The organism is Dehalococcoidia bacterium, from assembly GCA_035310145.1.
GTDB lineage: Bacteria > Chloroflexota > Dehalococcoidia > CAUJGQ01 > CAUJGQ01 > CALFMN01.
This window is the reverse complement of record DATGEL010000030.1, coordinates 1-26,612: the sequence shown is the minus strand read 5'-3', so window position 1 is coordinate 26,612 and position 26,612 is coordinate 1. Positions and strand designations below refer to the sequence as shown.

Sequence of the window (26,612 nt, the reverse complement as noted above, 5' to 3'; positions counted from 1 at the left end):
CGGCGCGGCCGGCTTCCGCAGAAGCAGGGGAGGAGTCAGGGCATGCTCGGGATGAAGACCTACAGCCACGAGTACATCGATGGTTGCCGGTCGAACCTGGAAGCAGATCTCGCCGCCTACAGGGGTATGGTCGCGGCACGGGGCAGCAGCTCGGTCAACGAAACGCCGCGCCACTCCGTGTTTGATGCCTTCGAAGCAGTCTTCTTCAACAACATGGTCATCGTGCTGGACAGCCTCTTCGTGCACAGGCTGCGCGTCATTGAAGGCAAGGACGGCAACGCGCTGAACGAGGTGCGCATGCTCTGCGCCTCGCTGATGGAGCATGCCGGCGTCATGACCCTGGACAAGTCGATCAAGTGGTCCCCGGCGAAGTCCGTGCTGAAATACCAGGACGGAGATGAAATCAAGCTGAGCGAGGCGGACTTCGCGCTGCTGTCCCAGGCGTTCTTTACTGAAATCGAGCGCAAATATCTCTGAGCTGACAAGGCACGGGATCAGGCGCAAGCGCGCTCGATTGCCCGCCAATGCACCCTCGGCCCCGCCGGTGTCGTGCCTGTGCCCCTGCGGCTACGCGCGGCTGCATCGCAGCGCCGCCCTACGCCGCCGGCCGGAACTTCGGCAGGCTGATCTCATCGCTGATGCGCTCGAAGGTGACTTCGACCGGCATACCCACGCGGATCTGGTCGTTCGCCACGCCGACGAGGTTGGAGTACATACGCGGCCCTTCCGCAAGCTCGATCACGGCCACGTTGTAGGGGATCTCGTCCTTGAAGCCCGGATGGTAGAGCTGGTGCATGATGCCGAAGGTGTAGACGGCGCCCTTGCCGCTCGCCTGCACCCACGCGGTGTCCGTGCTCCAGCAGACGTCGCAGCGGTCGCGCGAGGGGTAGCGGTAGGCGCCGCAGTTGTTGCAGCGCATCAGCATCAGCCTGCCCTCGCGGGCGCCCGCAAAGAACGGCGCGGAGTCCTCGTCGGCGGCGGGCATGGGCTTGGCGTAGTCACTCGTCATCGTCTTCTCGCTATGCCGGATTGGGGCTGAGCACGAGGCAGCCATGGTAGTTGAGCACGCCGCCGTTGCCGGAGACGAGCACCACATCGTGCTTCGGCGCCTGCCGCTCGCCGCCCTGGCCGCGCGTTTGAATGACCGCCTCTGAAACGGGCGTCATGCCCCACATGTAGTAGCCGGAGAGCTGGCCGCCGCCGGTGTTGGTGGGCAGGCTGCCGCCGGGGCCGAGCTTGCCGTCCTCGACGAAGGCGCCGCCCTCGCCCTTCTTGCAGAAGCCGTAGTCTTCCAGCGTCACCAGCGTGGTGTAGGTGTAGCAGTCGTACAGCTCGCAGACGTCCACGTCGTCGGTGGTGATGCCGGCCATGCGGAAGGCCGAGGCTTTGGCGATCGTCGCGGCGGAGTGCGTCTCCGGCTCGAAGCCGCGGCGCATCGGGTTGCCGTGATGGCCCTGGCCCATGCCCCAGACGTAGGCCGGCGGCTGCCGCAGATCGCGCGCCCGCTCGGCCGTGGTCACGATCACGCAGACGCCGCCGTTGGAGACGAGGCAGCAATCGAGCAGGTGCAGCGGCTCCATGATCCAACGCGAGTTGTGGTAGTCCTCGAGCGAGATCGCCTCGCGCATCTGCGCCTTCGGGTTCATCGTCGCCCAGAGGCGGGTGGAGACGGCGATCTGGCCGAGCTGGTCCTGCGTGGTGCCGTACTCGGCCATGTGCCGCCGTGCTGCCAGCGCGTAGCTGGAGTTGGCGCCGTACATCCCGTAGGCGCTGGCGAGGCTGATCATGCCGGCGGGGCGGCGGGTGCTGCCGTAGGCCGCGCCAGCGCTCTTGTTCGCCTGCAGCGGCGCGTCGGCGAAGACACAGGCGACGTAGTTGGCCAGGCCGCCCGCCACGGCAAACGACGCGTACTGCACCATCTGCGCCGCGGTCGAGCCGGCGGCGTTCATGTGGTTCAGCATGCGCAGGTTGTTGAAGCCCAGGTAGTTCTGCAGCGCCAGGCCGAGGCCGCCGCCGGTGATGCCCTGGATGCCCGCGTTGATCAGCAGGCCGTCGATCTCGTCTTTACTCAGGCCAGCGTCTTCCACCGCCAACCGTACCGCCTCGCCGGCGAACCAGTTGGCGTCGTGGCCGTAGATGCGGCCCATGTCGGTAATGCCGAGGCCGCAGATCGCGGCCCTGCCCTTCATGCTCACCTGTTCTGCCATCGCAATCGTTCGCTCCCGCTTCGCATGCTCGTCGCGGCCGGCCCGGCGCCGGTCCGCGCTCGCCCTGCCTAATATACGATCTGGTTGACCAGCAGGTCGGCGGCGCGCTCGCCGTCCACGCCCAGCAGCTCGTTCACGATGTAGTCGTTCGCCTCGCCCAGCAGCGGCGCCGGCGTATGCAGCACGCCCGGCGTGGCGCTCAGCACGAAGTGCGGGCCGTCGTAGGCGGTGCGGCCCGCCTCCGGGTGGTCGAGATAGACGTAGAGACCGCGCGCCTGCAGCTGCGGGTCGTGGTCGAGCACGTCCTCGGCGCTTTGCACGATGCCGGCCGGCACACCGCGGTCCTGCAGCCGCTCCGCCACCGCCTCGGCGCTGAGCGTGCGCGTCCACGCCTCGGTGCAGCGCTCCAGCTCGTCCTCGTGCTGCTTGCGGCCGAGCAGCGTGCCGAAGCGCGTCTCCGCGGCCCAGTCCGGCTCGCCCATCTCCGCCTTCAGCGCCTGCCACTGGGCGTCGGTGTAGACCGAGATCACGCACCAGCGGTCTTCGGGCGCGCCCGTGCCCGTGGCCGGCCGGTCCTGGCAGCGGAAGGCGGCATGCGGCGCGGCGTAGGCGCAGCGGTTACCCTGGCGTTGGGGCACGGTGCCGTTAGCGGCTGCCTCCATCAGCGCCGGGCCGAGGCCGTTGAGCGTCGATTCGAGCTGCGAGAGCTCGATCTGCTGCCCTTCCCCCGTGCGGTCGCGGTGGCGCAGCGCGGCGAGGATGGCGATCGTGGCGTGGCCGGGGTTGATCACGTAGTCGGGATAGTTGGTGCCGACGCCGATCGGGGCGCGGTCGGGCCAGCCGGCGAGGTAGCTGTAGCCGCTGACCGGGGCCAGCACACCGCCGAAGCCCAAAAAGTCGCGGTGCGGCCCCCAATTGCCCTGCATGGGGATGTTGACGTAGATGATGTCCGGCCGCACCGCGGCGACGTCGGCGTAGGTCAGCCCCCACTTCTCCACGATGCGCGGCGTGTAGTTCTCCAGCATCACGTCGCAGGTTGCAAGCAGCTCCAGCGCGACGGCGCGGGCCTCGGGCCGGCTCATGTTGAGCGTGAAGCAGCGCTTGTTCGCGTTAAAGTTGTTGTAGTAGCCGGAGACGTTGACGCTGCCTTCGCTGCCCGGCGGCACGGGCATGGTGGTGCGCAGGCCGTCGAGGTGCGACTCGGACTCGACGCGAATAACTTCGGCGCCGAACTGCGCCAGCACCGCGCCGGCCACGGGGCCAGCGGCGAACCAGGAGAAGTCCGCCACGCGAATGCCGGCGAGCGGCAAGGGCAGATCAGCGGTCATCGTGGCCTCACCCCCCGGCCCCCTCTCCATTTCATGGAGAGGGGGAGGCTGCGGAATGGGTTTAGATTGCGTGGGCGGCGGTTAGCGTGGCGAGGTCGGCCGGGCTGAGGCCCAGCGTGCCGAAGACCTCAATGTTGTGCTCGCCGGGGAGCGGCGGGCGGCGGGCGATCTGCCAGGGCGATCTGGCTAGCCGGTAGGGGGGACCAGGGTAGGTCACCGTCTGCTGCAGCTCCGGGTGCTCGACCTGCTGGAACCAGCCGCGCGCCGCGAGTTGCGCGTCGTTGAGCAGATCCCGTGCGGTGTTGGCTGGGCCGATCAGCAGGCGGCGACGCTGGCCTTCTTCATAGAGATACTGCTTACTGAACCGTTTGTAGAAGCGCTCCAACACGTCGTTGACGTGCGCGTACTGCGCCTGCAGGTCGGCCAACTTCTCGGGGTTGGACCAGAGCTGCGTCAGTTCGCGGATATTCATGCTGTTCAAGATGTTCTGCCAGTGCTCGTTGCCCAGGTCTTCGGCCATGCCTTGCTCGGCCATCCAACCGGCGAGCACCTGCCAGTTGGCGCCGAAGCCGGGGATGCCGACCATCGAGTAGAGATGGCCGTCGGCGCACTCGTAGGTACCGACGCCGGGCATCAGCCGCGCCTCGCCCTGGCGCTTGCGTACCTCGCGGCGCATATCCCAGGTCTGCATCGCCGTCTCCTGCGCCAGCGAGAGCGCCTCCTGCATCGAGACGTCGACGAACTGGCCGGCGCCGTGCTGCTCGGCCACGCGCAGCGCTAGCAGCAGCCCCTGCGCCGCCTGGATGCCGGCGGCGTACCAGCCCTGGTTGCCCGGCAGTTGCACGGGCGGCCGATCGGGGTAGCCGGAGAGCGTGAGGATGCCGGACATGGCGATGCCGACCAGGTCGTCGGCCAGCCAGCCGGCGCGCGGCCCTGTGCTGCCGAAGCCGCTGATGCCGGCCCAGATCAGCGCCGGCAGCTCGGCGTGGAAGCGCTGGAAGCCAATGCCCAGCTCGTCCAGCCCGCCCGGCGGCCCGCCTTCGAGCACGATCTGCGCCGTGGGCACGAGCCGTGCGAAGAGGGCACGCCCGTCGGCCGTATGCAGGTCGCAGGTGACGGAGCGTTTGGAGGTGTTGAAGAACCAGAAGGTGAGCGAGGTCGCGGGGCCGGACTGCTCGTGGAAGAAGGGCGGCAGGTTGCGGGCGGGCACGCCGCCGGGCGGCTCGACCAGGATCACATCGGCGCCGAGGTCGGCGAGCAGCTTGCCGGCGTAGATCGTGAGCGGATCGCCCAAATCGAGCACGCGCACGCCGGTCAGTGGGCCGGGACGGGCATTGCTTTCAATGGCGGCCGATGATGGTGAGACCATTGGTGGGGCGCTCCTCCTGGCGGCGTGCTCCGCTCGCATGATCGAGTCGGGCTGCTGGGGCGCCCAGCTCTTACGTCTACCCGCGTCGGGGTTCGGTGTCCCGCTCGCCACACGACGCTCGAACTCATCCCTCCATCGTTGCGCTCTTCGCTCGCCGGCACAGTTCAGCGTACCGTGCTTCCTTCCGCGACCTGCGCCCGCGCGGGCAGCTCGCGCGTCAGGATCTCGGCGGCGCCGTCCACGATCTCGTCGAGCACGGCTCGCGCGGGGCGCAGGCCGCCGATCAGGCCGGAGATCTGGCCGGCGGCGTTCATCAGCAGCTCTTCTTTGTCGGAGGCACGGATGCCGGCGAGCAGATCCGCGATCAGCAACCCTTGCAGACCCATCGGCAGCGCCTTGATATTGAGTGCGTCCCACGCCTCGATCAGCGGGTTGGTGATGTTCCGCATCGTCTTGCCGCTGTAGAGCCGCGTCACGCGCGTGTCCTCTTCGTTCGCCTCCACGATCTTCTGCTTCTGCAGCGACGCAATATTCGCCTCTTCCGTCGCCAGGAACGCCGTGCCGCACCAGACGCCGTGCGCGCCGAGCGCGAGCGCCGCCGCCAGCCCGCGCCCGTCGCCGATGCCGCCCGCGGCCACCACCGGCACCGGCGCAACCGCGTCGACCACCTGCGGCACCAGCGCCAGTGTGCCGATGCGTCCCGTATGGCCGCCGGCCTCGTGCCCCTGCGCCACGACGATGTCGACGCCGGCGTCGGCCACGCGCCGCGCGTTCTTCACATTGCCGACGAGGGCGGTGACCTTGATCCCCAGTTCGCGGCAGCGCGGCACGTAGGGCGCGGGGTTGCCCAGGCCGGAGGCGAAGACGGGCACCCGCTCGTCGAACAGCACCTGCACCTGGTCCTCGATGCGCCAGGCGCCCACCCCCGGCGCTGAACCTTCGCGCTGTACGTCGGGAATACCGAACTGCGCCTTCAGCCCGGCGATCGCCTCCCAGTAGGGATGCGGGATCTGTGCCCGCCAGTCCGTAGCGCCGCCGTTGCTGCCGCCCGGCTGGCGCACGACGTTGGAGGGCAGCAGCAGATCGACGCCGAACGGCTTGCTCGTGAGACCGCGGACCTTGCGGATCTCCTCGCGCAACTGCTCGGGCGTGGAGCCGGCGCCGCCCAGCACGCCGAGGCCGCCGGCGTTGGAGACGGCCGCCACGAGCGGCGCCGTGGCCGCGGCGCCACCGGCTCGCCCCGCCGTCGGCCCCATGCCGGCGAGGATCACCGGATATTCGATGCCGAGGAGGTCGCAGATCTTCGTGTGCAGGCTGAAGCGTGCCATGCCTCTCCTCTGTTCGCGGTCGTTTCGCCGGCGCGCGGCGTTCCGGGTGCCGTTACACGCCTTACCCTACACCCTTGCCGCGGGAAGGCCGAGGCCGCGCGCCGATCTCGCCCTGCCCGACGCGAGCGATCAGTTCGATCAGGACAATGTCCGTTGGGCAGGGCCGATCATGAGACGTTGATTCAGACTCAGGTTTTGACGCGGTCGAGCGACCACGGCTCGGCAAGCGGTGTGCGGCGACCGATCAGCATCTGCAAAGCGGCCGTCTGTGGCATAGCCCAGCAGACGACCTCGCGGAGGAACAGAACCGGGCGGCGCTATCGCCGCCCGGTTGGTGTGCGTCGGGGCGTGCTGCGTCGTTGTGGAGGAGGCATCGGCTCGCCGCATCGCTCCGCTGTCCCCGATTAGGCGCAGGTCGTGATGGCTGACGCTAGCGCACGACGGCGTCGGCGAACAGCCCGTCATTGATGACGACCGTGCCCACGGAGCGCTCAATCGCCCCCTGCATCAGGGCACCGGTATGCTTCATGCCCAGCGGGCCAAGTGTCCCCTGCGCGGTCTGCGCGTTCGCTGCCGAGTCGAACAGCACAATGCCGATGCGCTTGCCCGCCCCGCAGTCCACGACGAGGAAGCCACGATAGCCCTGCGCCGCGCGCGCCGCGGGCAGGAGGTAGGTCTGCACGCGATCGCGGAGGGTTTCGGCGTGCTCCGGGCTGATGCTGTACTCGACGATGCCGGCTGCCATAGTCATCTGGTCACTCCTTCGCTTAGTTGGCTGCCAGCGTCTGGACCGGTGACCGGTCGCCCGACCAGCGCTGTTGAGCCCGATCGTAGCCGCAGGCAGGCAGGCCATCGTCGGGAGAACTACCCAAATCACTACGGCTGCGTGCCGTGGGTAGTTCTCTGGAGGGTCACGTGAGCAGGTCATGCTCGTACGCGTAGGCGGTGGCCGCGGCACGCGAGGCGACACCCAGCTTGGTAAGAATATTGCTCACATGGCGATCCACGGTCTTCTCGCTGAGGACGAGGCCAGTGGCGATCGCGCGGTTGCTCTTCCCCGCAGCCACCAGGCGGAGCACTTCCAGTTCCCGCGTGGTGAGCCCTCCCGCTGCCTTCGCCCGAGGCGAGTGCGTGAGCACCTCCAAGCGCAGGAGATCGGGAATGGCGCCGAGCTGACGGAATACCCAGCGCGCCGCGTCCAGCTCCATCGCCGCGGTATCATGGTCTGCCAGGACTTGATAGGCCAGTGCCAGCAGGATGCGGACGCGCGCTGCCTCGTACGGCACCGCTACCTCCTGCCACGCCGCCCAAGCCCGCCGCAGGGCCGGCACGGCGGCGTCGGCATCGCCCCGGGTGAGGAGGACCGCCCCCTGCGCGTGCGCGGCGTATGCCTGCAGGAGAACGGCGTCCAGCTCGGCCGCGATGTCTGCCAACTCATCCGCCGCAGCGCCTGCCGCTGGGACATCGCCCACCGCGAGCATAACCTCGACGTGCGCGGCAAGCACCTTGGCCCGGCTCACGCGGTCCTGCGCCTCAGCCACCACGCGACGAATGGCCGCGGCTGCCGCCTCTCGCTGCCCCTGGGAGAGCCGCAGGAGCGCCAGGCCGGGCTGGGGTTCCCGGCCGAACTGACTGGCCTGCCGATACGCTGCCTCAGCTCGGCCGAACTCACCACGCAGGCGGTGCAGTTCGCCTTGGAGGTAAAATGCCGACCCGCGCGCCGGCTGGCCGGGCGGCTGGGCGAGCCAGTCGCATGCCCGTTGTGCTTCGTCAACGGCGGCCGTCCACGCGCCATGCAGTTGCATGATTTCGGCGCGATATACGAGGCACTCGCCGCGGAATGGCACCAGCTCCGGCTGCGAGGCACACCACTGCTTGAGCGCCTCCGTCCACTCCTGGGCCCGGCGTAGGTCGCATAGCCCCTGGCAGGCGTCGATGACACTGCAGTAGACAATGCCGGCAGGGATGGGCGAAACCTCCCCAGCCAACACGGCGACCATCGCCTCATCCAGCAATGCGACGCCCGCCGCGATCTCGCCGAGGGATAGGAGCGTGCGGCCGCGCGAGTCGACTGAGCGTGAGGAGATCAGCATCGCCGAAGCGCTCAGCGATCGTGGCGGCCTGACCGGCCGTCGTGTACGCGGCCGCATAGTCGCCAACCGCCAGTTGCTGTCGCGCTACCGGTAGCAGCAAATACCCCTGCTCGACACAGTCGTGCCCGTCCTCGTCCAGCAGCCGCTGGGCGCGGGTGAGCCAGCCGCTGCCACGGGCGAGTTCGCCCCGATTGAAGTGCCCGACAGCAAGCCAGTACGCACACCGGACGGCGCGCGCCACATCGCCCAGGCACAGCCATGCGTGATGGGCGCGGCCCCACGCGTCGGCGCAGGCATCATCATTGCCAATGAGGTAGGCGGCCACCGCGAGCCGCTCCACGTCGCTGGGCTCCAGCGACGCCTCGCGGTCCGCGGTGGAGAGCTGAGTGAACGCCGCTGCCCACGCGCGCTGGCTGAAGGATGACCGGCCGTGGGCGATCCAGTCGGCCGTAGTCATGGTCCGCTCCTGTCCACGCGCTCAGCCGCAGTCTATCCCACCGGTCGGCATCGTCGATGGCAGCCACTCCACGGATGCGACGGGGCACCACGACACTCTTGCTGTCTGCGAACGAGCTGCGCCGCGTTCATAACCTTGGCTTGCCTAAGAATGATTCATAAGCGGAAATAATCTGCACCAAACTTTGCATGATTCAGGAATGTCCCGTAAATGAGAACATTTGGGACTCCACTCCGCGGACTCGATGAGCTTCCCGCGCGCCCCTCAGCCCCGCGGCAGACCGAGGCCGCGGGTGGCGATCACGGTGCGCTGGATCTCGCTGGTGCCGCCCTCGATCGTGTTCGCCACCATGCGCAGGTAGAGATACTTGAGCCGGCCGTGCAGCGGGGCGCGGGCGTCGACGCCGTCGAGCTGGCCGGCGAGGCCGAGGAGGCCCACTGCCGCGTTCGCCAGCCGCTGGTTCAGCTCCGTGCCGAACATCTTGGCGCTCGATGCCTCATAGCCCGGCGCCCGGCCCGCCGTCTGCATCGAGGCAATGCGGTACGACAGCATCTTCGCCATGTCGATGCTGACCGCGAGGTCGGCCAGCGTGTGCCGCGCGATCGGATCGTCGATCAGCGCCCGGCCGCCTCTCCGCGCCGTCTTGCAGAACTGCACCAGGTCTTCCAGCGTGCGGCGCGCCGTGGCCGGGCTGCCGATCGCCGTGCGCTCGATGTCGAGGCCGGTGGCGACCTGGTACCAGCCGCGGTTCTCCTCGCCGACCAGGTTCTCCTTCGGCACGCGCACGTTCTCGAAAAAGACCTCGTTGAACTCGTGCCCGTCCGCCATGTTCACCAGCGGCCGCACCTGCACACCCGGCGCTTTCATGGGCACGACGAAGGTGCTGATGCCCTTATGCTTGGGCGCGGCGGGGTCGGTGCGGGCGGCGAGCCAGCCGTAATCGGAGAGGTGTGCGTAGGTCGTCCAGATCTTCTGGCCGTTGATCACGTACTCGTCGCCGTCACGTTCGGCGCGGGTTTGCAGGCTGGCGAGGTCGGAGCCGGCGCCCGGCTCGGAGTAGAGCGTGCACCAGATATCCTCGCCCTCGGCGATGCGGCGCACGTAGCGGCGCTTCTGCTCGTCCGTGCCGTAGGTCATGATCGAGGGCCCGACCCAGGCGACGCCCATGTTCACGAACGAGGGCGCGCGGTTGTAGGCCATCGTCTCGTTGAAGATCAGTTGCTGCATATAGCTGGCGCCGAAACCGCCCAGCTCGTGCGGCCAGGGCAGCGCCAGCCAGCGCCGCTCGGCCAGCTTGCGCTGAAACTCGCGCTCGAAGCCCCAGAGCGCGGCCGCATCGCCGGCGAAGCGCCGCTCCCAGCCGGGCGGCGCGACCTCGCGCAGAAAGCCGAGCAGCTCGGCGCGAAACGCCTCTTCGGCCGCGGAGAAGCGGAAGTCCATGCTCCGGCCACCTTCGTCAGGAACTGGCGTCAGGAACTGGCGTCAGGCGCTGGCCTGTCTTGTTCGTGCTGGGATGGCAGCGGCCGTTTGCCCGCCTCCACGGTCATCGTTACAAGGGCGCGCCGGGGTGTCAAACCGTATCACGCCTGCCGGATTCCGAGGCCAGATGCCAGCACGCCAGGGCCGCCGACATGGCTGCCGGCGCAGTACGATGGCGGAGGGCAGCCGGTGCCGTTGGACGCACAGCGGGGCCGAGCGGCCGCGGAGACACGATGGACGCGGACTGGCGCGAAAGCCTCCGGCAGCAGTTCGGCGCCGCGATCGAGATGCTCGCGCAGGCGCGGCTCTGGGACGATCCGCTCGCGGCGTTCTGGAACGTCGCCTTCCATGCGCTCTTCTGGCTCGACCTGTATCTGTCGGGTTCGCCCGCTGGCTTCGCCCCGCCGGCGCCGTTCACCCTGGACGAGCTGGACCCCGCGGGGAAGCTGCCCGAACGGGCGTACACCAGGGAGGAGCTGCGGGGCTACGCCGCCCACACCCGCGCGAAGTGCGAGGCGACGATCGCCGGGCTGACCGATGAACAAGCGCGGCGGCGGCAGCGCGTCTCCCGCGCCGAGCTGAGCTTTGGGGAGCTGCTGCTCTACACCATGCGCCACGTGCAGGAGCACGCCGCGCAGTTGCAGTTACTGATCGGGCAGCACGGCGGAACCTCGTCCGGCTGGGTGGCGCGGGCCACGCGGTAGAGGTTAGGCTCCCATCCCTAACCCCTGTGCTCTCTTTCCTCTTTCCTCGCTCCTCGTTCCTCGCTCCCTGTTTCCTGTTGGTGAAGACAACGGCGGCGATCCAGGCGGCGCGGCGGCGTGTATGATGTTGCTGTTTACTTGCAGCACGCCTTCAGCCGCACGCACGAGGGATTCCGGTGACCCTGCCGGCCGGGACGACGTTCGGGCAGTACGTGGTGCGCGAGCCGCTGGGCGAAGGCGGCATGGCGAGCGTCTACCGCGCCTTTCAGCCCAGCCTGCGCCGCGACGTGGCGGTCAAAGTCATCGGCGCCCAGCTCGCCGGCCAGCCCGCCTTTCTCGCCCGCTTCCGCCGCGAGGCGGAGGTGCTGGCCCGCCTCGAACACCCCAACATCCTGCCCGTGTTCGACTACGGCGAAGCGGACGGCCAGGCCTACATCGTCTACCGCTACATCCCCGGCGGCACGCTCTGGCACCGCCTGGGCCAGCCGCTGCCCCCGGCCAGCGTCGCGCGCCTGCTCGCGCCGGTTGCCGCGGCGCTCGATTTCGCCCACGCCCGCGGCGTGATTCACCGCGACATCAAGCCCAGCAACATCCTGCTCACCGAGGACGAGACGCCGATTGTGGCCGACTTCGGCCTCGCCCGCATCCTGGAGACGGAGACGAACGAGAGCCGCACGGGCGAGCCGCTGACCCAGATCGGCACCGGGCTGGGCACACCGGCCTACATGGCGCCGGAACAGATCCGCGGCGAGCCGCTGGACGGGCGGGCCGACGAATATGCGCTGGGCATCGTCGCCTACGAGATGCTGACCGGCAGCGTGCCCTTCGCCGCGGCCACGCCGGAAGCGGTGATGGCCAAGCACCTGTACGAATCGCCGCCCTCGCTGCAGAGCCGCAATCCGCAGCTCGGCGCCGCGCTGGCGGCCGTGGTGGAGCAGGCGCTCGCGCGCGAGCCGGACGAGCGTTTCGCCACGTGCGGCGCGTTCGTCCAGGCGCTGGCACAGGCCGCGACCGAAAGCAGCGGCCGCGGCATCCCGGAGGCGCTGGCGCAGACGCGCCCGTGGCAGCCTTCCGAGCGCGGCAGCATCGCCAGCGGCGGCAGCATGGCCGGCAGCCCGATCGAAGGCTCGGGCATGTACCTGCGCCCCGCGACGCGGACGCCGAGTGAACCAACGGTAGTGGCCGGCAGCGCGGGCCAGGCGCCGCCTGCCACACCGCCCGGCAGCGAGCGCCCCGTGCCGGAGGACGAAGCGCCGACGGTCGTCTCGCTGCCGGGCATCGGCGCGCGGCCGCAGACCCCGCGGCCGGCCGCGGCGCCGCCGATGCCGCCGGGCTGGCAACAGCAGGCGGGCGGCACCTGGCAGGCCGCGCCGCAGCCGCTGTGGACGCCGCCGGCCGGTGGAGGAGCCGCGCCCGGCGGCACGGGCAAGAAGTCGCGCACGCCGCTGCTGATCGGCGGCGCGGTGCTGGTGCTCGCCGCGATCGCCGGCGCGATCGCGCTGGCCGCGGCCAACTGCGGCGGCCCGCAGCCGAAACCGACGCCGTCGCCCGTGCCCATCGCCCCGACTTCGGGCGGCGCCGGCACGCTGAAGCCGGGCAATCTCAACCCGACGCCGGCCGTCACCAGCACGGCCAGCGCCGTGCCCACGGTCGCGCCGTCGGCCTCGGCCGCAGCGCCCGCCTCCACCACACCGCAACGCACGGCCGTCCCGACGGCGCCGCCGACAACCGCGCCGACCACGGCGCCGCCGACCGTCGCGCCGCCGCCGGCCGCCGGTGCGCTGCCGGCGACGATCCTCGCCCAGGACGGCTTCTCTGACCCGAAGACGGGCATTCTGGAGAACTCCGCCGGCGATTCGCACTACCAGCTCGGCTACTCAGGCGGCGAGTACGTGGTGAAGCTCACCGATCCAAACTACTCGACGATCCCGGAGGAGTTCATCCCCAACAGCTACGACGATGCGACGCTGGCGGTGGACGTGCGCATGATCGACAGCGCCGACAACCGCTTCGTCGTGCTCGGCTGCCGCTACGGCGACACCAACACGGGCTACCGCGTCTGGGTCGACTTCGGCGCCGGCACCTACCGCCTGTTCGCCGTGGAGAGCAACGCCGACCTGCGGTACCTGCGCAACGAGCAGGCATCGCCGGCGATTCTCAAGGGCACGGCCACGAACCGCGTGGCGCTCACCTGCTCCGGCAGCACGATCGCCGTCAGCATCAATGGCACAAACGTGGCCTCGGTGAAGGACGCCAAAGCGGAGTACAGCACTGGCCAGTTCCTGATCGGCGCCAGCACCTACACGGACCACCCGCAGACGATCGAGACGCACTTCGACAACCTGGTGGTGACGAAGACGCCGCCCAACAGCGTCCCGGTACTGCTGGCCGATCCGCTCAGCGACCCTGGCACCGGCCTGTTCAACACCGACACCACCGGATCGGACCAGACAAAGTATAGCTACGCCAACGGCGAGTTCGTGATCCAGAAGCAGCAGGCCAGCGGCGGACTGGATGGCAAGTTCCTGCCCGGCCAATACGCGGACACGAGCACCACGGTGGATGCGCGCCTGGTGGGAACGTTCACCGATCGCTACGTCAACATCGGCTGCCGCGACTCAGACGCCGGCGGCTATCACCTCTCGGTCATCCCCGCCAGCGGCACGTTCCGTCTGCTGAAGGACGGTCCCGGCCAGGAGACGCCGTCGCGCCTGATCGACGATACGCCATCGTCGGCGATCAAGCGCAACGGCGAGGTGAACCGGCTGACGTTGAGCTGCGTGGGCAACACGATCACGGTAACGATCAACGGCACGCAGGTGGGCCAGGCGCGCGACAACGGCTTCAGCACGGGCAAGATCTACATCGCCACCGGCGGCGACAACCTCACGGCCGAGGCGCGCTTCCGCAACCTGGTCGTCACCCAGCGGTAAACCGTGCGGCAGGGTCCGCGTTCAGGCAGCGGAGGCGCTGCGCCGCTCGCCCGCACCGTCTTCCGGGTCAGGGGCGGCCTGCTCGCCGGACGGCAGCGGCATGGCGTCCGGCGCAGCGCACGTCAGCGGCAGGGCAAGGGCTGAATCGGCCTCGGCCGGCGGTTCGCCCGCCTGCGATGCGGCCGGATCGGCAAGCAGGTCGCCGGACGTCACGCTGATCAGCGCGTCGTCCGGCAGGCCGAGGCCCAGCAGCGGGTGCTCGTGCGGCTCCAGGATATGGCTACGCCAGCGGCCGGCGGCGCGCGCCTGGCGCAGCGCCTGGCCGGCTTCGTACATCAGGTCCGGCTGGCGGTCGGCGGCGAGGCAGAAGGTGCTGAGCGCAATGCCGATGTTCGGGGCGGCGATCAGCTCACGCCGCGCGTGCGTCAGCGGCGTGCGTAACTGGCCGAGGATGCGGTCGGCCGGGCGCTGGGCATCGCGCGCGGCGTTCATGTTCTCGAAGAGCACGGCGAAGCCGCTGCCGCCCATGTAGGCCGCGGTATCGTCCGGCCGCAGGGAGGCGCGCAGCCGGCGGTACACCTCCAGCAGCAGCGCCTCGGCCACGCTTTCGCCCATGCGCTCGTTCACCCGCTCCCAGTTGTCCAGCTCCAGCAACAGCACCGCCACGCCGCCGGCGCCCTGCGCCTCGGCGGCCATCGCCTGGTCCAGGCGGCTGCGGAAGAAGGCGCGATCGGGCAGGCTGCGCAGATCGGTCGGCAGGAGCTTGCGCCGGCGCGGCTCGCTGCGCCGCTCGCCGGAAAGGTCCCGCACCAGCACCAGGCGGCTGGCGCCGGTCTCCTGGGGCAGAGCGCCGACGGCCAGCAGTAGCGGCAACGGCTCGCCGGAGCGGCGGCGCCCCACCGTCTCGCGTTCACCGTCGCTCAGCACGCGTTCGCTGATCGTGCCGCTCGCCGCCGTGGCGCTCTCCGTCTGCTGGAAGACGCCGGGCACGAGGAAATCGAGGTCACGGCCGAGCAATTCCGTTGCGGCGTAGCCGAAGATACGCTCGCCCGCGAGATTACAGGACTGAATCGTACCGTTGGCGTCGCAGGTGAGCACCCCTTCGGAGACGGCGCCCAGCACCGCCCGGGCCTGCAGCATGGCGCCGCGTTCCTGCGCCAGCGCCTGCTCCAGCCCGGCGACGTTGAGCTCGTTCGCGGCCAGCGCCGCCAGGTCGGCGAGCGCAGCGAGATCCGCCGCCTGGTACTCGCGCCGGCGCCGATCGAGAATGCAGATCACGCCGATGCCGTGACCATCCGGACCAAGCAGCGGCTGCGCGGCGAATGAGCGGATGTACGGCGAGCCGGAGACGAGCGGCTCCTCGCCGAAGCGGGAGTCGAGACCCGCGTCCTCCACGAGCAGCGGCTGCTCGCCCAGCACCGCCTCGGCGCAGAGCGCCACCGCATGCGGCAATTCGCCCGCCAGCAGGCCGACGGCGGCGAGGTAGTGGCGCCCGTCCGCGTCGGCGCCGGTGAGCAGGGCGATGGGCACGTCGAACAGGCGGCAGGCGAGACGTGCGATGCGGTCGAAGCGCTCCTGGCGCGTGACGCCGGCCAGCGGCGGCTCGATCACCGCCGGCAGCGCCTGGTCGTGGTCGGGAGCGGTCAGATCGGCCATGAAGTGCCTCCGGGGCGGGGCCGAGAACAGCCACGCGGCGCTGCACGCCGGCACGGCCCAACAAGCGGACATCCTCTGTAAGCAAGTATCGCCCCACCGGCCAGCGGCCTTTAGTGCGCCGCGGCAGAACGGCAGCCGGCCGCGGGAGCGCCGCATGCAGACGCCATCCTGTACCCTGTTCCTGCACGTGAGGGGCGGTGAGAGACAGAGCAGCGACTGATCGGTGGAACGCCGGAGCGGCGATGAAAAACGAGCAGGCGGTCGTGGCGATCTACGCGAGCAACCGGCAGGCGGAGACCGCGGTGAAGGCGCTGGCAACGGCCGGGGTGGCGATGGCGCACGTCTCCGTGGCGGGCCGCGGCGCGGGCGACGAGGCCACGTCCGGTCATTACACCAGCGGCGGGGCGGTGCGGCACCACGGCGGCCACGGCGGCCTGTGGACGGCGCTCTCCAACCTGCTGCTGGACACGGGCACGTTTTTCATTCCGGGCACGGGGCCGATCTTCGTGGCCGGTCCGGTGGTCGGCTGGGTGGCCGGCGAAGTCGAAGGCGAGCGCATCGCCGGCGAACTCGGACCGGTGGGCGCAGCGCTGGCCGGCGCCGGCATCCCCGCGGCCCACCGCCGCATCTATGAGACGGCGCTGCGCGCCGGCCAGGTGCTGGTGATCGTGCACGGCCAAGCCGCCGAGGTGGCCACGGCGAAGGCCGCGCTGGAGCAGGCCGGCGCCGGCACCGTCGCCGTACACGGCGATGAGCGGGAGTCCACGTAACCGCTGAAGGCCGAGCCGCCCCTCGCCCGGCCCTCAGAACAGCCCCACGATCCGGCCCTGCTCGTCGATGTCCACGGCCTCGCCGCCGGGTTTCGAGGGCAGACCCGGCATCGTGCGGATGTCGCCGCAGAGCGCGTAGAGAAAACCGGCGCCGGCGGAGAGGCGCACATCCTGCACGGGGATGGTGAAGCCGGAGGGCCGGCCCAGCAGCGCCGCGTCGTGCGAGAGCGAGAGGTGTGTCTTCGCCATGCAGACCGGCAGATTCCCGTAGCCAAGCCGCTCGAACTGGCGCAGCTTGCGCCGCGCTTCGGCCGCCAGCGAAATGCCCCCGGCGCCGTAGATCACGGTGGCGATCGCCCGGATCTTCTCGTCGGCCGGCGCCGCGGCGTCGTAGATGAAACGGAACTCCGACGGCTCGTCGGCGGCCTGCACCACCGCCTCGGCCAGCGCCCGCGCGCCTTCGCCGCCATGCACGAAGTGCTCGGCGATCACGGCGTCGCGCGCCCCGGCGGCCAGCGCGGCGTCGTGGATCGCCGCCATCTCCGCCGCGCTGTCGCTGGGGAAGCGGTTGATCGCCACCACCACCGGCACACCGAAGGCGCGCACGTTCTCGATCTGCTTCTCCAGGTTGCCCATGCCCGCGGCCAGCGCGTCCAGGTCCTCTTTGACCAGCCCCTCCGGCAGCGGCCGGCCGGCAACCACGCGGAAGCGGCCCGAGTGCGCCTTCAGCGCCCGCACCGTCGCCACCAGCACGGCGGCGTCCGGGCGCAGGCCGCTCTGGCGGCACTTGATGTCGCAGAACTTTTCGAAGCCCAGGTCAGCGCCGAAGCCCGCCTCGGTGACGACGAAGTCGGCGAGCCGCAGGCCGATCTGGTCGGCGACGATGCTGCTGTTGCCGTGGGCGATGTTGCCGAAGGGACCGGCATGCACCATCGCCGGCGTGCCCTCGAGTGTTTGCAGCAGGTTCGGCTTGATCGCGTCCTTCATCAGCACCGTCATCGCGCCGGCGCACTTGAGGTCTTCGGCGGTGACGGGCTGATTGTCCTTCGTGTAGGCCGCGACCATGCGGCCGAGCCGCGCCCGCAGATCGGGCAGGCTCGTGGCGAGCGCCAGGATCGCCATGCACTCGGAGGCGACGGTGATATCGAAGCCGCCCTCGCGCGGCACGCCGTTTTCGCGCCCGCCGAGGCCGATCACGATCTCGCGCAGGGCGCGGTCGGAGATGTCCACCACACGGCGCAGCTCGATGCGGTTCAGGTCGATGCCCAGCGCGTTGCCGTGGTAGAGATGGTTGTCGAGAAAGGCGGCGAGCAGGTTGTGCGCCGCGCCGACGGCGTGGTTGTCGCCGGTGAGGTGCAGGTTGAAGTCCTCCATCGGCACGATCTGCGCATAGCCGCCGCCGGCCGCGCCGCCCTTGATGCCGAACACCGGCCCCAGCGAGGGCTGGCGGATGGCGGCGATCGCGCGCTTGCCGATCTTCGCCAGCCCCTGCGCCAGCCCCACGGTGGTGGTGGATTTGCCCTCGCCCAGCGGCGTCGGCGTGATCGCGGTGATTACGACGTATTTGCCGGGCGGCTTGCTCGCCAGCCGGCCGAGGGCGCTGAGGTCGATCTTGGCCTTGTATTTGCCGTACAGCTCGACCTCATCGGGCAGCAGGCCAAGATCGGCGGCCACGTCGGCGATCGGTCGGAGGCTTGCGGCCTGGGCGATTTCGAGGTCGGAAGGGAAGCGAGTGGTGGTTGCGCCTGCAGCATTCTGCGCCGGCTCCGGGGGCACGGCAGCACCTCCAGCAGCGGTGCGGCCCGCGCATGCAGCCGCCCGCGCGCTTGCAGTATGCGCGATCGGCTGGCGCCCACGCCATGCGCTCGCTACACTGGCGCGCACAGCGGCCGGCGCGTCTGGCCGGATGCTTCATCGTTGCGCGCGACACGGTGCGGCTTGCTCGGGTGCGCCCCGTTCGCAGGAGGTTCAGCCGTGGCAGAAAAAACCGCCGAGAAGCCCGCCTACACCGCCGCCTATCCCCGCAGCGTCCGCCTCAACGACGGCGCCGAGATCACGCTGCGGCTGATGACGAAGGCCGACCGCGACGCGGTGCTGCGCTTCGCTCGTTCGCTGCCGGCCGACGACCTGCTCTTTTTGCGCACCGACATCACCGACCCGGCGGTGGTGGACGAGTGGGTGAGCAACCTCGGCAAGCACACGGTCACCGTGCTGGCCGAGGGGCAGAAGGGCGATGGCATCCTCGGTTACGGCAGCCTGCACTACAACGAGGCGAACTGGACGCGCCACCTGGGCGAGATCCGCATCCAGGCCGCAGCCACGATGCGCGGCAAGGGGCTGGGCCGGGCGCTGGCCGCGGCCGTGTTCGACATCGCCCGCGCCCTGGGCCTGCAGAAGATCACCGCGCGCATGACGCCGGACCAGCAGGGCGCCCGCGCCACTTTCGAGAAGCTCGGCTTCCAGATGGAGGCGCTGCTGCAGGACTTCGTGATGGACCGCGGCGGCCGCACGCGCGACATGCTGGTGATGGCCTACGACATCACCGGCCTGACCGACAGCGAAGAGGGCTTCGGCGGCTGAGCGGTTAGGACGCTCCGCCGCGGTCGAGCAGCCGGCTGACCGCCCGCTTCAGGTCGCCCGCCGCCGGTTGGTCGCCCGCGTGGCGCGGGTAGTGCGCGTAGGCGATGCGGCCCGCGGTATCGACCAGGAAGCTGCCGCCGAGCTGGTAGACGTCGTCCACGGGCCGGCCGACGAAGTGCCCCTTGCTCGCCGCGCGCAGCCCGGCCAGCATCGGCCCCGGCCCCATGACATCGGCCGTCGAGCCGCGGCGCAGACCGAAGGCGCGGTAGCTGTTCCGCGCCGGGTCCGAGAGACAGGTGTAGGAGAGCCGCTGCTCGCGGCAGAACTCCGCGGCCTGCGCCGGCTTGCCCATCGTGATCAGCGCGACGCCGACATCGTCGCGCTCGCCGATCTCGCCACGCACCTGCGCGGCCAGCTCGCGGCAGAACGGTCAGCCGTAGTGGCGCAGGAAGACCAGCAGCGCCGGCCGCTCGCGCCACAGCGCGGAGAGCGCAAGCGGCGTGCCGTCCGCGCGATCGACCTCCAGATCCGGCGCCGCATCGCCGGGCCGCAGTGCCTGTGCTGCCATCGCCCGCTCCTGCCGCCGCGTTCATTTGATGATACGCGTGTGATGATACGCGTGATGATACGCGTGATGATACGCGCGCCGCGCACCGATGGATGGCCGCGCGAGCGCGAGGCGCTGCCGCTGGCGTACGCTGACCATGCAGAACCGCGGCCGGCGCCGGCTGTTCGAGGAGCGTTGTATGAGCGAAGCGAGCCCCAACGCCCGCCCGCCGCAGGCGTTCGATCTGGCCTTTCTCACCGGGCTGGAGCAGGTCAGCGAGCTGCTGCTGATTCGCCACGGCCAGCAGTCGTTCAACGTCGCCGGCCCGATCGGGGAGTCGGTCGATCCGCCGCTCAGCGAGCGCGGCCTGATGCAGGCGGCGGCGCTGGGCCAGTGGCTCTCGACCCGGCCGATCGCCGCGATCTACTCCAGCCAGTTGCGTCGCGCCTTCCAGACCGCCTGCGCCGTGGCGCAGGGGCAGGGCCGCGGCCCCGACACGATCGTCGTGGTCGAGGATCTGCGCGAGGTCGAGATCTTCCGCGACATCCCGCAGGACCAGAGCAGCGTCGACTACTTCGGGCGCGATCTGCTGGCCGGTATGCGCCGGCGGATGATGGTCGAAAAGTCCTGGGACGTCTATCCGGCGTCCGAGCCGAGCCTGGTGTTCCGCCGCCGCGCGATCAACGCGGTCGAGGCGGTGATCGCCCGCCACCCCGGCGAGCGCGTGGCCGTGGTCTGCCACGGCGGCGTGATCAACGCCTACATCGGCCACGTGATCGGCTCGAAGTACGATATGTTCTTCCGTCCGGCGCACACGTCCGTCAGCGTGGTGGCCGCGGCCGAGGATCGCCGCGCCCTGCACGCGCTCAACGATCTCCACCACCTGGAGACGCCGGAAGGCGACCTGCGCTCGTACTGACGGCCGGCCCGCAACCTGCTCAGGCCGTCGACTCCAGGCCGAGCAGCCGCCGCGCTTCGTGCAGCACGGCGTCGACATCCAGGGCCGCCGCCGCGCGCGGGCGACCCTCCAGCCAGACCGCTTCGTCCAGCAGCGCATTGAAGGCATCCGCGGCCGGGGCGCCGGCGCGCACGCACGCCGCCAGGGTGGCGGCGAAGACACTGCCGGCGATCAGGACATGCGGACTCAGGTAGGCGTCGATCGCCGCGTCGTAGTACAGCCGCGCCACCGCCAACTCCCGCAGGGTTCTACAAGAAGAAACGGTGGCTCAGGCGCGGGCAGTTACCGCTCAGCCGTTGCAATATTCTGTCACCTTGCAGCACGGGCGAGTCGTCATAAGCGAAGGTGCGCAACGCTGCTCCTCGTGTCACGATGGCCGGGCATCCCGCGACCGACTCCGCCGATCATGACGCGTGTCACTCCCGGCTTCTGGATCGTCGACGGCCTGCCGCGGGCCGGCGGGCGCGGCAGGCCGCTGCCCGCGCTTACCTGGCGGGTAGTGGGCGGGCCGTTCGCCAACCGCGATGCGGCGGCGGCCGCGGTGGCCGGCCGGGCGCTGCGGCCGCACTGGGTCATCGTGGAGGCCGCCGATCGGCGGCGGGCGGTGGTGGCCGCGCACCGCGCCGCCGGCCTGCCGCCGCCATCACGCGACGCGATCCCCTGAACCGCTGCACGGCCGGCCGCCCCTGCGGCAAGAGCTACTCCCGCAAGCCAGCTATCCGGCGAATCCGTCGGTGCTACTGTGTCGTTCAATGGGTATGCAGGCAGAGGAGAGATCCGCGCGCGCCGCCTCCGATCCGCGGCGCATCTACATTCTCGGCGGTCCGGGCAGTGGCAAGAGCACGCTTGCCCGGCAGCTCGGCCGGCGGCTGCGGCTGCCGGTGCACGAACTGGATGCGATCGCCTTCGTCGATTTCCACGCCAGCCACGGCCTCGGCCAGCGCCGCCCGCTCGCCGACTGCATCGCGGCCGTCGAGGCGATCAGCGGCCAGCCGGGCTGGATCAGCGAGGGCTTCCCCGCGCGCTGGACCGATCCGCTGCTCGCGGCTTCCGACCTGGTGATCTGGCTGGACGTGCCCTGGCACCTGGCGTTCCGGCGCGTGTTGCGGCGCTATCTGCACGCGGTGCGCACCGATCCGTTGCCGCCGTCCGTGCGCCGCTGGCAGCTCCGGAGCATCGCGCGGGGGCTGTTCGTCGCCCTCTCGCCGGTGGGCGGCAGCCTGGCGCTGCGCCTGCCGGCGGCGCGGCGCGGCCTGCGCCTGCTCGGCTGGTGGTACTCGTACAGCCGGGGCAAGGAATGGACGCCGCTGGACGTGGAGGACGCCGGCCGGGTGTACAGCCGCGCCGCCACCACCGCGCATCTGCGCCCGTATGCGACGAAGCTGATCCGCCTGCGGCGCCCGCTGCCGGCCGGCGACCTGCTGGAGCGCTGGCGGTTGCGCACCGCCGGCCTGCCGGCCGGTGTGCGGGGCAACGAGCACGGCTCACGGCCCAGCGGCATGCTGCGTGCCGAGCAGATCGGCTCCTGAGACGGCGCGGGCCGCGTCGCCCAGCGGCGGCAGCCCCCAGTTGTCTTCGATCAGTCGCAGCACGCCGTAATGGCTGACCGGCGTGTCGATCACGGTCGCCGGCGGCAGCAAGGGCGAGACCAGGATGGTAGCGATGTGGCCGCCGGCGGCATCGCCGCAGCAGCCGTCATCGGTTGTGCCCTCGTCCGTGGTCACGATCAGCAGGCCGGCGCCACCCGGCTGAAACGCCGGCGTGGCCAGCAGTTGGGGCACGAGCTGCCTCAGCCAGGCATCGCCTTCGGAAAGATCGCAGCTGTGCAGATCGTGGCAGAGGTTGGGCGAGATCCAGGCGAAATCGGGCAGGGCGCCGGCCGCCAGGTCCTGGTCGAACCGCGCGAACGGCACGATGTGCGCCTGGCAGCGGGCGGCGTCCTCGCGGATGGCGCCGAAGTAGACGAAGGGGTTGTGGCGCTGGACGTACGCGCCGTCGTCGCCGAGGGCGCAGGTCTGCGGCATGTCTTCGAAGTACGCCGTCCACGAGTGCCCCGCGGCCTCCAACTGATCGGCAAGCGTGGGCGCGTCCTGAAAGCAGGTGTTGCAGTCGCGCCTAAGGCCGAAGGTCTGGCCGCTGATCAGCGCGAGGTAGTTGGGCAGGCTGGTGTGGCCCACGGCGTAGGCGTGGCTGAGCAGCGTGTGATCGCGCGCGAGCTGTGTGAGGTACGGTGCGCCGTCGCTGCCGATCAGGTCCGGCTCTTCGTGGTTCTCCAGCATGATCAGCACGATGTTGGAGAAGTGCAGCTCCTGGCGCGGCGCTGCCGTGGCGGGCAGGGAGGCCGTGACCGGGCGACGGCCGCTGCTGCACGCCGCGCAGACCAACGCCAACAGCACCAGGCCGCAGCGCCCGCTCAACCGCCGTCCCGTCACGCCCCACGCCCCGCTTGCTGCTGTCCGGCAGCGCATCGCCCGCTGCCCCAGCGTACCGCATCGACGGCCCCGATCAGCCGCGACGAGACGCGATGGTGTCCCAGGGAAAGGAACGGGCGCTTCCGCTGGCGGCAGCGGGCACGTACGCTCGATCGGGGCCGCGCCACCCATCTGTTCGCCGCGGCCGGAAGGAGCCGGATCATGCCGCGCGAGATTCGCCTGGCCGCCCGCCCGGTCGGGTTGCCGAAACCGTCGGACTTCGAGCTGGTCGAGCTGCCCGAGGCGCAGCCCGCCGAAGGCGAGCTGCTGGTGCAAAACCTGTTCATGTCCGTCGATCCGTACATGCGCGGGCGCATGAACGATGTGAAGTCGTACACGCCGCCGTTCGCCCTGGGCAAGGCGCTGGAGGGCGGCGCCGTGGGCCGCGTCGAACAGTCGCGCCACCCGCAGTTCACGCCGGGTGAGATCGTGACCAGCAATTTGGGCTGGCGCGACCGCTTCGTCAGCGACGGCCGCGGGCTGGGCAAAGTCGATGCGGCCGCGGCGCCGCCCACGGCCTATCTCGGCGTGCTGGGCGGCACGGGGCTGACCGCCTACGTGGGGCTGCTCGACATCGGCAAGCCGAAACCGGGCGAGACGGTGTTCGTCTCCGCCGCGGCGGGCGCGGTGGGCAGCATCGCCGGCCAGATCGCGAAGATCGCCGGCTGTCGCGTCGTGGGCAGCGCGGGCACGCCGGCCAAGATCGCCTACCTGCGCGACGAGCTGGGCTTCGATGCGGCGATCGACTACCACGCCGAGCCGCTGGAGCCGGCGCTGGCGCGGCACTGCCCGGACGGCATCGACGTCTATTTCGACAACGTGGGCGGCGACCACCTGCAGGCGGCGCTGGCGCTGATGAACCCCTTCGGGCGCATTCCGGCCTGCGGCATGATCTCGCAGTACAACAACAGCGTGCCGGCGCCCGGCCCCAACAACCTGACGGCGATCGTGCGCTCGCGCCTGACCGTGCAGGGTTTCATCATCTCCGACCATCTCGATCGCCGCCCGGCCTTCCTCGCCGAGATGACGGCCTGGCTGCGCGAGGGCAAAGTGAAGCACCGCGAGACGGTCGTGAACGGCCTTGAGCAGGCGCCGGCGGCGCTGATCGGTCTTTTGCAGGGCGAGAACATCGGCAAGATGCTGGTCAAAGTCGGCGAGTGAAGGCAAGTCAGCGCCGGGATCGGCCCGGCGACGCGGCACTGGCTACAGCAGCAGGCGCTCGAACGCTTCGGCGGAAAGCTCGGCCGGCACGGGGCGGCCCGCGCCGTAGCGCATGCCGCTCTCCGCGCTGCGCACGGAGACTGCGGCCCGCCCCTCGTTCACCAGCCGCCGCAACGCCCGGTCCACGGCGCGCGGATCGTGCAGGATCGGCAGGCCCAGGCGGCTGCGGAAGGGGATGCGGGCGCGGGCCACGGCGCCGCTGAACAGCTCGCGCTCGTGCTGGTACAGCTCCGCCAGGGCGCGATCGAAGGCGCCCTGCGGGAAGCGCACGGGCAGGTGGAGCGCCAGCAGGCCCGCCAGCGTGTCCTCGGGGCCGCGCGGGGCGAGCGTGACGTGGTGCGCCTCCCAGGCGCCGCGCGTGCCCGTCCAGTAGGTCCAGAGCCCGAAGGCGGCGCGCAGCCGGCGGGCCAGCGGCGAGTCGCCGGCCGGCGCCGCGGCTCCGGCCATGGCCGCGGCTTCCAGGGCGCGGCGCAGGGGATTGGCGGGCTGTGTCAGGTCGCAGGCCGGGTCGCGCGGCTCGACCAGCGGCAAGGTGTTGGCGTAGCGCGAGCCCCAATCGACGATCAGCAGCCGCTCGCGCTCGCCCAGCGGGCGCAGCGCCAGCACCAGCGCCGGCTCGCCCGTATCCAGCCTGCGGCGCTCGGCGAGGAAGCGCCGCCAGGCCGGCGAGCCGCGCAGATAGATCGAGCCTTCGTGCGGCGGGCGCGGCGCCTGCTCCGGCGGCACCGCGTAGATCACACAACGCGGCGTGCCGGCAAGGGCACGCAGCCCGTCGAGCACCCGCGCCCAGGCGTAGGCGCCCGGCTCCGCAGGGGGTTCGAGCGATGGCGAAGGGTTGTCGCTCACGCATCCTCACCGCGGCGTCGGTGGATCGCGGGGTCGCGCCGCGGGCCACCCCGCTCTTACGAAGGTACCGCATACGGACCCGTTACGCCGATCGCGGGTCGTGCACGTCCTACGGCGCCAGTTCCTCCGGAACACCCCGCGGCGTCTCTTCCAGGGCGAGGGCAACGGCGGCGGCCGCACGCCGCAGAGTTGCTCGCCGCGCGGCCGCAACGGTTCGCGGCTCGTCGCGATCAGCGTGATGGCCGGGCAGGCGCCCGGCAACGCGGCCGCCCCGATCGCGACTGGGCTGCCTGCCGCGCCCCGGCGCGGCCGCGGCCTCATCCATCGCGTAATCGGCCTCGGCCTGGCGCGCTGAGCCTGCGCCACGCTCCGCTCAGAGGCGGCTTTGCACCGCGGCGGCGAACGCTTCGGTCGAGGCATTGCCGCCCTGGTCGGGGGTGAGGCGGTCGCCCGCGGCGTAGGTGGCGGCGATCGCGCCGTCGAGCCGGTGTGAGGCTTCGCCGAAGCCGAGGTAGTCGAGCATCAGCACGGCGGAGAGCAGCGTCGCGGTCGGGTTGATCGTGTGTTGGCCGGCGACGTCGGGCGCGCTGCCGTGCACGGACTCGAAGTAAGCCCAGGTGTCGCCGTAGCAGCCGCTGGGCGCCAGGCCGAGGCCGCCGATCGTGCCTGCGCCCTCGTCGGAGAGAATGTCGCCGTAGAGGTTCGGCAGCAGCACCACGTCCAGCGTGTGCGGGCTGGCGACGAGGCGACGGGCGAAGTCGTCGACGATGAACTGCTCGTAGGCGATCTCGGGGAACTCGTCGCGGATCACCGCCTCGACGGTGCGGCGGAAGAAGCCGTCCGTGCGCGGCAGCACGTTGTACTTGCAGGAGCAGGTGACCTTGCCCGCGTGGCCCTGCTCGCGGCGCCGGCGCGCGAGCCTGCCGGCGAAGCGCGCCACGCGCTCCGTGTTCTTCCGCGTCAGCACCTTGACCGCGTAGAAGCCGTCGCGGCTGGTGAGCGGGCTGCGCAGGCCGGTGCGCGGCGTCAGGTTGAGGCCCGAGGCGAACAGCTCCGATAGCTCGCCTTCGAGGCCCATGTACAGATCCTCCACGTTCTCGCGGATGATCACGTAGTCGATGCCCTCGGGCCGGCGCAAGGGCGAGTTGAAGCCGGGCCGCCAGCGCACGGGCCGCACGTTGGCGTAGGTCTGCTTGCCCCAACGCAGATAGCCGACGCCGGGTGTCTTGCCGCTGGTGGCGCCGAAGAGCAGGCTGTCGCAGCTATCCGCGGCCTCGCGCACCAGCTTCTCGGCGTCCTCGCGCGAGCGGCTGGCGGCCAATTCGGCGCCGTCGGGCAGCAGCAGCCACTCGATCGGCAGCTCCAACTGCCTGAGCACGCCCAGGCTGGCGTGGACCGCCTCCGGCGCCGCGTCGTCGCCCGGCAGCACCGCAACCCGCCGCAACCGCTCGGCCATGGCGCCTCCGTCCGCCGGCCATCGCCGGCAAGAGGGACGATACACCGCCGGCAAGCGCGCGGCTACGCTTAGGGTCTGTCTGATGAATGGACCCGTTGCCCGGTATCCTGTGCAGGAGGGTGTGCACACCACAGGAGCTGGGCATGGTCGGGCGGGGAGAACTGACGGACGCAGCGTGGGCGGTGCTTGCGCCGCTCCTGCCAGGCAAT

Annotated in this window: 25 protein-coding genes and 1 pseudogene; 10 read left to right on the top strand and 16 right to left on the bottom strand. The window is 70.5% G+C overall.

Going from position 1 to position 26,612, the window contains the following annotated elements; all coding sequences use genetic code 11:
• The first annotated feature begins 42 nt into the window (after positions 1 to 42).
• Positions 43 to 477, top strand: coding sequence for a hypothetical protein (locus VKV26_05420; protein HLZ69334.1), 435 nt, complete (start codon positions 43 to 45; stop codon positions 475 to 477).
• Positions 478 to 595: 118 nt separating this feature from the next.
• On the opposite strand, the gene VKV26_05415 is transcribed toward VKV26_05420, so the two are convergent.
• The 8 genes and pseudogenes from VKV26_05415 to VKV26_05380 all read right to left on the bottom strand — a co-directional run bounded on the left by VKV26_05415 (position 596) and on the right by VKV26_05380 (position 10,222).
• Positions 596 to 1,009 carry a Zn-ribbon domain-containing OB-fold protein gene (locus VKV26_05415; GenBank protein HLZ69333.1) on the bottom strand — a complete coding sequence of 138 codons (414 nt, stop codon included), beginning with the start codon at positions 1,007 to 1,009 and terminating at the stop codon, positions 596 to 598.
• A gap of 10 nt (positions 1,010 to 1,019) precedes the next feature.
• Positions 1,020 to 2,207, bottom strand: coding sequence for a thiolase family protein (locus tag VKV26_05410; GenBank protein HLZ69332.1), 1,188 nt, complete (start codon positions 2,205 to 2,207; stop codon positions 1,020 to 1,022).
• 68 nt (positions 2,208 to 2,275) lie between these two features.
• Positions 2,276 to 3,535, bottom strand: coding sequence for a CoA transferase (locus tag VKV26_05405; protein ID HLZ69331.1), 1,260 nt, complete (start codon positions 3,533 to 3,535; stop codon positions 2,276 to 2,278).
• Between the two features lie 61 nt (positions 3,536 to 3,596).
• Complete coding sequence (locus tag VKV26_05400; GenBank protein HLZ69330.1) at positions 3,597 to 4,904, bottom strand: CoA transferase; 1,308 nt, start codon at positions 4,902 to 4,904, stop codon at positions 3,597 to 3,599.
• Between the two features lie 164 nt (positions 4,905 to 5,068).
• Positions 5,069 to 6,232, bottom strand: coding sequence for a nitronate monooxygenase family protein (locus VKV26_05395; GenBank protein HLZ69329.1), 1,164 nt, complete (start codon positions 6,230 to 6,232; stop codon positions 5,069 to 5,071).
• 430 nt (positions 6,233 to 6,662) lie between these two features.
• A complete protein-coding gene (locus VKV26_05390; GenBank protein ID HLZ69328.1) occupies positions 6,663 to 6,983 on the bottom strand; it encodes a hypothetical protein in 321 nt (106 codons plus the stop codon).
• A 160-nt stretch (positions 6,984 to 7,143) separates the two neighbouring features.
• Positions 7,144 to 8,782, bottom strand: a pseudogene (locus VKV26_05385) (LuxR C-terminal-related transcriptional regulator).
• Between the two features lie 264 nt (positions 8,783 to 9,046).
• A complete protein-coding gene (locus VKV26_05380; protein HLZ69327.1) occupies positions 9,047 to 10,222 on the bottom strand; it encodes an acyl-CoA dehydrogenase family protein in 1,176 nt (391 codons plus the stop codon).
• A 65-nt stretch (positions 10,223 to 10,287) separates the two neighbouring features.
• On the opposite strand from VKV26_05380, the gene VKV26_05375 reads away from it, so the two are divergent.
• Together VKV26_05375 and VKV26_05370 are read left to right on the top strand one after the other, a co-directional pair.
• Positions 10,288 to 10,965, top strand: a complete 678-nt coding sequence (locus VKV26_05375) for a DinB family protein (protein ID HLZ69326.1) — start codon at positions 10,288 to 10,290, stop codon at positions 10,963 to 10,965.
• Positions 10,966 to 11,141: 176 nt separating this feature from the next.
• Positions 11,142 to 13,898: a protein kinase gene (locus tag VKV26_05370; protein ID HLZ69325.1), complete on the top strand. Its 2,757-nt coding sequence runs from the start codon at positions 11,142 to 11,144 to the stop codon at positions 13,896 to 13,898.
• A gap of 21 nt (positions 13,899 to 13,919) precedes the next feature.
• Here VKV26_05370 and VKV26_05365 read toward each other — a convergent pair whose 3' ends face one another.
• Positions 13,920 to 15,554 (bottom strand): diguanylate cyclase, encoded by a 1,635-nt coding sequence (locus VKV26_05365; GenBank protein HLZ69324.1) that lies wholly within the window; start codon positions 15,552 to 15,554, stop codon positions 13,920 to 13,922.
• A gap of 242 nt (positions 15,555 to 15,796) precedes the next feature.
• Between VKV26_05365 and VKV26_05360 the strand changes: the two genes are divergently transcribed.
• Complete coding sequence (locus VKV26_05360; protein ID HLZ69323.1) at positions 15,797 to 16,324, top strand: hypothetical protein; 528 nt, start codon at positions 15,797 to 15,799, stop codon at positions 16,322 to 16,324.
• Between the two features lie 33 nt (positions 16,325 to 16,357).
• Here VKV26_05360 and VKV26_05355 read toward each other — a convergent pair whose 3' ends face one another.
• Positions 16,358 to 18,100, bottom strand: coding sequence for a formate--tetrahydrofolate ligase (locus VKV26_05355; GenBank protein ID HLZ69322.1), 1,743 nt, complete (start codon positions 18,098 to 18,100; stop codon positions 16,358 to 16,360).
• Between the two features lie 198 nt (positions 18,101 to 18,298).
• Between VKV26_05355 and VKV26_05350 the strand changes: the two genes are divergently transcribed.
• Positions 18,299 to 18,904 (top strand): GNAT family N-acetyltransferase, encoded by a 606-nt coding sequence (locus VKV26_05350; GenBank protein ID HLZ69321.1) that lies wholly within the window; start codon positions 18,299 to 18,301, stop codon positions 18,902 to 18,904.
• A 4-nt stretch (positions 18,905 to 18,908) separates the two neighbouring features.
• Here the strand turns inward: VKV26_05350 and VKV26_05345 are convergent, their stop codons facing one another.
• Positions 18,909 to 19,307, bottom strand: coding sequence for a peroxiredoxin-like family protein (locus VKV26_05345; GenBank protein ID HLZ69320.1), 399 nt, complete (start codon positions 19,305 to 19,307; stop codon positions 18,909 to 18,911).
• Between the two features lie 27 nt (positions 19,308 to 19,334).
• A complete protein-coding gene (locus VKV26_05340; protein HLZ69319.1) occupies positions 19,335 to 19,472 on the bottom strand; it encodes a hypothetical protein in 138 nt (45 codons plus the stop codon).
• 178 nt (positions 19,473 to 19,650) lie between these two features.
• Between VKV26_05340 and VKV26_05335 the strand changes: the two genes are divergently transcribed.
• Positions 19,651 to 20,370 (top strand): histidine phosphatase family protein, encoded by a 720-nt coding sequence (locus VKV26_05335; GenBank protein ID HLZ69318.1) that lies wholly within the window; start codon positions 19,651 to 19,653, stop codon positions 20,368 to 20,370.
• A 19-nt stretch (positions 20,371 to 20,389) separates the two neighbouring features.
• Here the strand turns inward: VKV26_05335 and VKV26_05330 are convergent, their stop codons facing one another.
• The gene (locus VKV26_05330; protein ID HLZ69317.1) at positions 20,390 to 20,638 is read right to left on the bottom strand and encodes a hypothetical protein; all 249 of its coding nucleotides are present in this window, start codon (positions 20,636 to 20,638) and stop codon (positions 20,390 to 20,392) included.
• Positions 20,639 to 20,815: 177 nt separating this feature from the next.
• Here VKV26_05330 and VKV26_05325 point away from each other — a divergent pair, with 177 nt between their 5' ends.
• Positions 20,816 to 21,073 carry a hypothetical protein gene (locus VKV26_05325; protein ID HLZ69316.1) on the top strand — a complete coding sequence of 86 codons (258 nt, stop codon included), beginning with the start codon at positions 20,816 to 20,818 and terminating at the stop codon, positions 21,071 to 21,073.
• A gap of 88 nt (positions 21,074 to 21,161) precedes the next feature.
• The gene (locus VKV26_05320; protein ID HLZ69315.1) at positions 21,162 to 21,938 is read left to right on the top strand and encodes a hypothetical protein; all 777 of its coding nucleotides are present in this window, start codon (positions 21,162 to 21,164) and stop codon (positions 21,936 to 21,938) included.
• Here VKV26_05320 and VKV26_05315 read toward each other — a convergent pair.
• Positions 21,894 to 22,841 (bottom strand): alkaline phosphatase family protein, encoded by a 948-nt coding sequence (locus VKV26_05315; protein HLZ69314.1) that lies wholly within the window; start codon positions 22,839 to 22,841, stop codon positions 21,894 to 21,896. The two genes, VKV26_05320 and VKV26_05315, sit on opposite strands and share 45 nt — an antisense overlap.
• Before the next feature lie 201 nt (positions 22,842 to 23,042).
• Between VKV26_05315 and VKV26_05310 the strand changes: the two genes are divergently transcribed.
• The gene (locus VKV26_05310) at positions 23,043 to 24,041 is read left to right on the top strand and encodes an NADP-dependent oxidoreductase (protein HLZ69313.1); all 999 of its coding nucleotides are present in this window, start codon (positions 23,043 to 23,045) and stop codon (positions 24,039 to 24,041) included.
• A 42-nt stretch (positions 24,042 to 24,083) separates the two neighbouring features.
• Here VKV26_05310 and VKV26_05305 read toward each other — a convergent pair whose 3' ends face one another.
• On the bottom strand, positions 24,084 to 24,947 hold the full coding sequence (locus VKV26_05305; protein HLZ69312.1) for a hypothetical protein: 864 nt from the start codon (positions 24,945 to 24,947) through the stop codon (positions 24,084 to 24,086).
• 100 nt (positions 24,948 to 25,047) lie between these two features.
• On the opposite strand from VKV26_05305, the gene VKV26_05300 reads away from it, so the two are divergent.
• The gene (locus tag VKV26_05300) at positions 25,048 to 25,302 is read left to right on the top strand and encodes a hypothetical protein (protein ID HLZ69311.1); all 255 of its coding nucleotides are present in this window, start codon (positions 25,048 to 25,050) and stop codon (positions 25,300 to 25,302) included.
• 18 nt (positions 25,303 to 25,320) lie between these two features.
• Here the strand turns inward: VKV26_05300 and VKV26_05295 are convergent, their stop codons facing one another.
• Positions 25,321 to 26,403 carry an isocitrate/isopropylmalate family dehydrogenase gene (locus tag VKV26_05295; GenBank protein HLZ69310.1) on the bottom strand — a complete coding sequence of 361 codons (1,083 nt, stop codon included), beginning with the start codon at positions 26,401 to 26,403 and terminating at the stop codon, positions 25,321 to 25,323.
• Between the last annotated feature and the right edge of the window lie 209 nt (positions 26,404 to 26,612).

What these genes read in the sequence shown, in the direction of transcription:
- VKV26_05420 (HLZ69334.1), top strand. Translation starts at nt 43, where the DNA reads ATGCTCGGGATGAAGACCTACAGCCACGAGTACATCGATGGTTGCCGG.
- VKV26_05415 (HLZ69333.1), bottom strand. Translation starts at nt 1,009, where the DNA reads ATGACGAGTGACTACGCCAAGCCCATGCCCGCCGCCGACGAGGACTCC.
- VKV26_05410 (HLZ69332.1), bottom strand. Translation starts at nt 2,207, where the DNA reads ATGGCAGAACAGGTGAGCATGAAGGGCAGGGCCGCGATCTGCGGCCTC.
- VKV26_05405 (HLZ69331.1), bottom strand. Translation starts at nt 3,535, where the DNA reads ATGACCGCTGATCTGCCCTTGCCGCTCGCCGGCATTCGCGTGGCGGAC.
- VKV26_05400 (HLZ69330.1), bottom strand. Translation starts at nt 4,904, where the DNA reads ATGGTCTCACCATCATCGGCCGCCATTGAAAGCAATGCCCGTCCCGGC.
- VKV26_05395 (HLZ69329.1), bottom strand. Translation starts at nt 6,232, where the DNA reads ATGGCACGCTTCAGCCTGCACACGAAGATCTGCGACCTCCTCGGCATC.
- VKV26_05390 (HLZ69328.1), bottom strand. Translation starts at nt 6,983, where the DNA reads ATGACTATGGCAGCCGGCATCGTCGAGTACAGCATCAGCCCGGAGCAC.
- VKV26_05380 (HLZ69327.1), bottom strand. Translation starts at nt 10,222, where the DNA reads ATGGACTTCCGCTTCTCCGCGGCCGAAGAGGCGTTTCGCGCCGAGCTG.
- VKV26_05365 (HLZ69324.1), bottom strand. Translation starts at nt 15,554, where the DNA reads ATGGCCGATCTGACCGCTCCCGACCACGACCAGGCGCTGCCGGCGGTG.
- VKV26_05360 (HLZ69323.1), top strand. Translation starts at nt 15,797, where the DNA reads ATGAAAAACGAGCAGGCGGTCGTGGCGATCTACGCGAGCAACCGGCAG.
- VKV26_05340 (HLZ69319.1), bottom strand. Translation starts at nt 19,472, where the DNA reads ATGGCAGCACAGGCACTGCGGCCCGGCGATGCGGCGCCGGATCTGGAG.
- VKV26_05335 (HLZ69318.1), top strand. Translation starts at nt 19,651, where the DNA reads ATGAGCGAAGCGAGCCCCAACGCCCGCCCGCCGCAGGCGTTCGATCTG.
- VKV26_05325 (HLZ69316.1), top strand. Translation starts at nt 20,816, where the DNA reads ATGACGCGTGTCACTCCCGGCTTCTGGATCGTCGACGGCCTGCCGCGG.
- VKV26_05320 (HLZ69315.1), top strand. Translation starts at nt 21,162, where the DNA reads ATGGGTATGCAGGCAGAGGAGAGATCCGCGCGCGCCGCCTCCGATCCG.
- VKV26_05310 (HLZ69313.1), top strand. Translation starts at nt 23,043, where the DNA reads ATGCCGCGCGAGATTCGCCTGGCCGCCCGCCCGGTCGGGTTGCCGAAA.
- VKV26_05295 (HLZ69310.1), bottom strand. Translation starts at nt 26,403, where the DNA reads ATGGCCGAGCGGTTGCGGCGGGTTGCGGTGCTGCCGGGCGACGACGCG.